At 63.1% G+C, this 4818-nt stretch carries 4 protein-coding genes; all 4 read right to left on the bottom strand.

Going from position 1 to position 4818, the window contains the following annotated elements; all coding sequences use genetic code 11:
- Positions 1-799 (bottom strand): right-handed parallel beta-helix repeat-containing protein (locus tag ABEL04_RS02640; protein ID WP_375800828.1); only part of this gene is annotated, 799 nt, incomplete at its 3' end.
- A 276-nt stretch (positions 800-1075) separates the two neighbouring features.
- Positions 1076-2383, bottom strand: a complete 1308-nt coding sequence (locus ABEL04_RS02635) for a CsgG/HfaB family protein (protein WP_375800827.1) — start codon at positions 2381-2383, stop codon at positions 1076-1078.
- Between the two features lie 87 nt (positions 2384-2470).
- Positions 2471-3532, bottom strand: a complete 1062-nt coding sequence (locus ABEL04_RS02630) for a CsgG/HfaB family protein (protein WP_375800826.1) — start codon at positions 3530-3532, stop codon at positions 2471-2473.
- A gap of 84 nt (positions 3533-3616) precedes the next feature.
- Positions 3617-4818, bottom strand: a 1202-nt coding sequence (locus ABEL04_RS02625; protein WP_375800825.1) for a PEGA domain-containing protein, incomplete at its 5' end; no start/stop codon positions are given.

The following is a 4818-nucleotide window of genomic DNA, read 5'->3' as shown; positions in this document are numbered from 1 at the left end:
CGGCATCGCGGTTGTGGTCGAGACCGATGATGTTGTTGGTGACCGTGTTGTCGGACCCGTCGATGTAGATGCCGTCCCCTTTGTTCCCGGACACGAGGTTGCCGTCAATCCGCGACCCGTTTACCCCATCCAGGGCAATCCCGGCGGCGTGGATGGGGAAAAAGCCGGCGTCCTCCGAGGCTTGAAGATTGCCCTGAACCGTGGTGCCGTCCACGCCGACTCCGACAAAGCAGTCAAGAATCGAGATGTTGGACACCGTCCCGTCCCCGGCCACCTCGATGCCCTCGCTCGCCCCGTTCACGAACGCAAGTCCGACAATGCGGCTTCCAGCCGCGCCCCGCCTGACTCCGAGAATGTCGCTAGAGAGGTTCGAACCGTCGATCTCCACGATGGGGCCGTCGGCCGAGGCACTCGGGTAACCGGGCGCGGTGGACCCGTCAATGCCGACCTCCGAGTCAACCTCGAGCGTGCCGAGCGAATCATTCAACGAGATCGTGGCAAAGCCTTGGGTCGTCGGGATATTCTCGAACGAGACGCTGTCCCGGTCGGCGTCAGCGTTGGCCTCCTGGACGGCTGCCCGGAGCGTGCATTCTGGCTCCCCATCGACCGTGTCGCCCGTGTCGCACTCTCCATCGATGGCGGAATCCGGCGCGTCGACGGTTGAGTTCACGACGTAGACCTCCGTCTGGGTCTGGGCTTGTCCAAGATGCGGCACGCACAGGCCCAATCCAGCGACGAGTCCGGCCACATAGGCCCAGCGGGAGGACCTCGCGACGAGTTGTAGGAAGAGGGTGGACATGGCACGTGCTATGGCGCACTTTACGAGTGTAGCGGCCTTCGAAGTGTCATCATTAAAGAAACGGGTCCGCTAGAAAAGTTTGCATGACGCGAAGAGGGTCGTGTCTGGCATTTTGCTCGGCGACTCACTGTCCGAGCTAAGCTTTCAGCATGGCCGGGGGTCAATGTTGTGTACGTAGGTGCATTTTCTCCTCCCACTTCTAGTTCTCTGTCATGGATCAGAACTCGCTCGGGTACGAGAGGCACCATCAGCTCTCCTCCGCAGCGGCAACGGAGACTACGGAGAACTACCACCACTGCTAGGGGGCTGAGGCGGATCTCGCAGGATCACGTTGTTGAACTCAGCCGCCGGTTGGCGCTCCTCCGAAGCTGGCATCCCGAGGGAGAGCCCCTGCATCCGCTGCCGGTTCCGGCCAAGGTCAATGAAGCGGGGAGGACGACCCATGCGCACCGCGGCGAGGAGCGCCTGCTCCGTACGTCCGCCGGCGGCACTCAGTCCTGCCGCTTCTTCTTGTTTGTCGGCCGCCCGTGAAAAGTCGGGATCCAGCTCGTGTGCTCGCCGAAAGGCCTCCGCAGCCGCTCCGTAGTTGCCCCGCGCCTCCGCTTCAAGCCCCCGGCTGTAGGCCAGGAACGCCTGCAGGTTGCGGGTCGGCGCGCGCTCGATCTGCCGTCGCTCCTTCGGGGAGAGCTCCACGCCCAACCGGTCGACCACTCCGAAGACGATCTCCCGCTCCAGTCGAAACAGCTCCTCCAGGGCTCCCGAGCGGGTCTTCAGGTCGGGCCTTTCCGGCGCCCTGCCCAGTTCTGCGAGCGTGACGTCCGTGCGCAGCGTCTCGCCATCGAGCACGTTGAACGCCCCCCCGACCAGGCGACCCGCGCCCAGCAGCTGTCCCACGCGAGGCGCCGTGGACGGGTCGACGTACTTGCTCTGCGCCAGCTTGAGCTCGTCGAGGAGGGCCTGCAGCCGGGTGCGCTCCACCAGCGTAAGCTCGCCGATGGCCGCGAGGTCGACGGCGATCATTTCACTCAACCCTCGACTCAGGGGCGCGTACCGCTGGTTGTCGCCCTGGTAGGCAAGAGGGAGCACGGCAACGACGTTTGGGGACATCGCCAGGGTATCCTCACGGGCCCTCAGCTTCTCCATCTTCCGTCGAACCTCTTGCCGGAGGAGCCACTCGTAGCGCCCCCGCAGGAGCGTGCGGAACCGAGAATCCTCCGGAACGTCGGCGTACCGCGCGTAGAGGCGCTGGGCCGTCTGCCGCTTCCCAATCCGCTCACTGGCGATGCCGAGGTAAAAGAGGGTCTTGGGGTCATCCTGATCCTGCGCGAAGGCCTTGCGCAGGTATTTATGCCCCTTTGCTGCTCGTTTCGTGCGGACATAAATGACGCCTAGATCGCGGAGGGCCTCCGTATCGCCTGGGTTCTCCGCGATTTTGCGCTGCAGGCGCGCCACCTCGTCCTGGTAGTCCTCCGGATCCTCCCGGAGTTTGGCCTGCGGAGCACAGGCCAGTGATCCCACGATCAGGACTGTGGCCGCCAGGAGCAAGTGGGCAGGAACGGATCGAAGCGGAAGAGGGAAAGGCATGGAGAGCGGGGCATCGGTGATGCACGCAAACTGGAGCCCAGGCGGACAGATCGGCGCAGGCGGATCTCTGACGAGCCCTGCGGCACGTCAGCGCTCCTTCGATCCACTGTTCTCTTCGCTCGACCCTGATGATTCACCGGTCTTTTCGCTCGACCCCGACGCGGCAAGCATGGTCTTTAAGCTTTCAAGGCGCTGCCGGGCCAGCTTGTAGTTGGGATCGTGCTCCAGGGCCTCCTTGAACTTTTTGCGCGCCACCTGCCAGTTCTCATTCTCCATCGCGGTGAGGCCTTCCGAGTACGCCAGTTGCGCGTCGAGCAGCTGGGTGGTTGAGCCGGTCTTCGTGTCCTCCTCCATTTTCACGTTGATCGCCTGGGTCACGTCCCGGCTCAGCTCCTTGACGAGATCGAAGAACGCGTCCGGCTCGCCCTTCACCTTCCGCGCGAGTAGGATCTCCCCGGTTTCTACCTTCACGAGCCGGGCGCTTACCCGCATCTGATCCTCGAAGACGATGTAGTTGCCAAACAGCACGGCGGTGGCGCCCAAGAGCTTGCCGGTGCGGACGGCCGTCGACTGGTCGACCACGTCGGCCTTGCGCTGGAGCTTGAGCTCGTCGAGCAGCCATTGCACGCGCTGCCGCTCGATTACTTTCAGGTCGGTGGCGCCGTTCAGATAGTTGACCATCATGGAGGGGAAACCCTCTGAGAGCGAGGCGAATCGCTTCCGCTGGTCCACCGAGGAGTTCCGGAAGTCCATGATGGCAAGGGTCTGCAGTCCGGGCCCCTCCTTGCGGACGCCGTAGCCGCCCCGTTTCTGCTTGCGAACCTGGTAGTACACCTCCATGAGGGGTGGGGGCTGCCGGTTCGGGTCGAGCTCAACGGGGGGCGGTTCCAGGCTCACCAATTGCTTGATGGCCTTGCGCGCCTTCTTTCGCCGGTCTTCCCCGATGTAGATTTGGCCGAGGTACTGCAGTGCCTTCTGGCGAACCGTCCGTTCCACCGAGGAATCGTGGGCCACCTCGGAAAAAAGGGTGGTCGCCTCTTCGTAGTTGTACGCCTCATAGGCCTCCATCGCCTTCTGGAAGGCGGCCGGCTGCGCCTGGAGGGACGGAGCCATCAGCAGAGCAACGGCGCCACCAATGGAAATTCTCACGAGCCAACGTAGTAGACCAGAGCAGTTCATTTCAAACATCGTAACCCCTGATTTTTGGAACACTGACAGCGAACGGGGGCGTCCCTAAGGTTCGGATCGGACCCGAAAGTCAATTATGTGCGTTTTCCGCTCGAAACCCGGCCGGAGCGTGAGGGTCGTCGATTGCCCAGCAAATTGGGTCGGCCCCACGGCTGTGTCACGCTCCTCGTGTGTGCCCCCGGAGATCATTTTATCCGGATCTCTTTGAATGCGGGCTCCGATTTTGTACGTCTTTCCCGTGGCTAGGCGGGTGTCGTGGGGCGTCGGCTGGTCTGTGTTCTCCTCATCGATGTACACGTTTGCCCAAGGCTCCGTGAGTCCCGTCCGCACGCGCACCTCGTGCTCAAAGTAGCACGTGAGCGTCTCACTCCCGCCCGCATCGACTGCGAGGGTCGTGTCGCACGTGCCGCGGGAGGGGTGCTGAATGCGGATCCGATGGGGCTCCCCGGCCGTCACCTGAATGGACTGTCCCGCCGCGTGGGAATTGCCGTCAACGGAGACGGTGGCCGCGGTGGAGGGAGAGGTGTTGAGCGTGAGCGTCCCGTACGAAGGAGTAGGGGGACGAGTCTGCTTCCGCTCAAGCCGCCAATCCAATCTCACACTGTCCACCTGAGCCATCGCGACGAGAGTATCCTTCGGGCGATACCCCTCCTTCTGTATGCCTATCCGGACGCGGCTCTCCTCTTCTGCATACCGCCGGATTAGACGACCTCCGATCACGCTCTTCAGCGTAGTGGCCCCAATCAGGGTGTCCTTGGCTCCCAAATATACATCAGCCCCCTTCGGATCGGTCTCCACAACAAGCGGCGTCGGTTCCATGACCAGCTGGGGGTTGAGTTTGACCGTATCGCGGCTGTCCAGTTGAGTCACGGTATCGACGAACGGGACGAATCCGGCCCGCCGCACCTGAATCCGGGCCGTGTCTCCCTCGACTGTCTCTGAAAGGGGTGTGGTACCGATCGGGTCCCCATTCAGAAGCACGTCGGCCCCAGGCGGCTCGCTCGACACCGATAGCTGCGTTCGGGGGGGCGGGGATTTATCCTCTCCTCCGATCAGCCAGAGATAGATCCCCGCGAGCAGAAGAGCCACGGCGGCCAGTCCGGCGACAGTCACCCACCGGGTTCCAACGGTCGCCCATCGGGTTCCATCTTCCGAGGAGGTCTCCTCCTGAGGGGATGTCGTTTGGGGGTGCGAGGCGGGGGGCTCTGGAGTGGCTTCCCCCCGAGCGGAAGGTGCCCGATGGTTCT

It is taken from the genome of Salinibacter sp. (assembly GCF_042218895.1).
Lineage (GTDB): Bacteria > Bacteroidota > Rhodothermia > Rhodothermales > Salinibacteraceae > Salinibacter.
The sequence above is the reverse complement of the archived record's forward strand: the minus strand, read 5'-3'. Positions and strand labels throughout refer to the sequence as shown.

Coding starts and splice junctions, on each gene's coding strand:
- ABEL04_RS02635 (WP_375800827.1), bottom strand. CDS start 2,383: ATGCCTTTCCCTCTTCCGCTTCGATCCGTTCCTGCCCACTTGCTCCTG.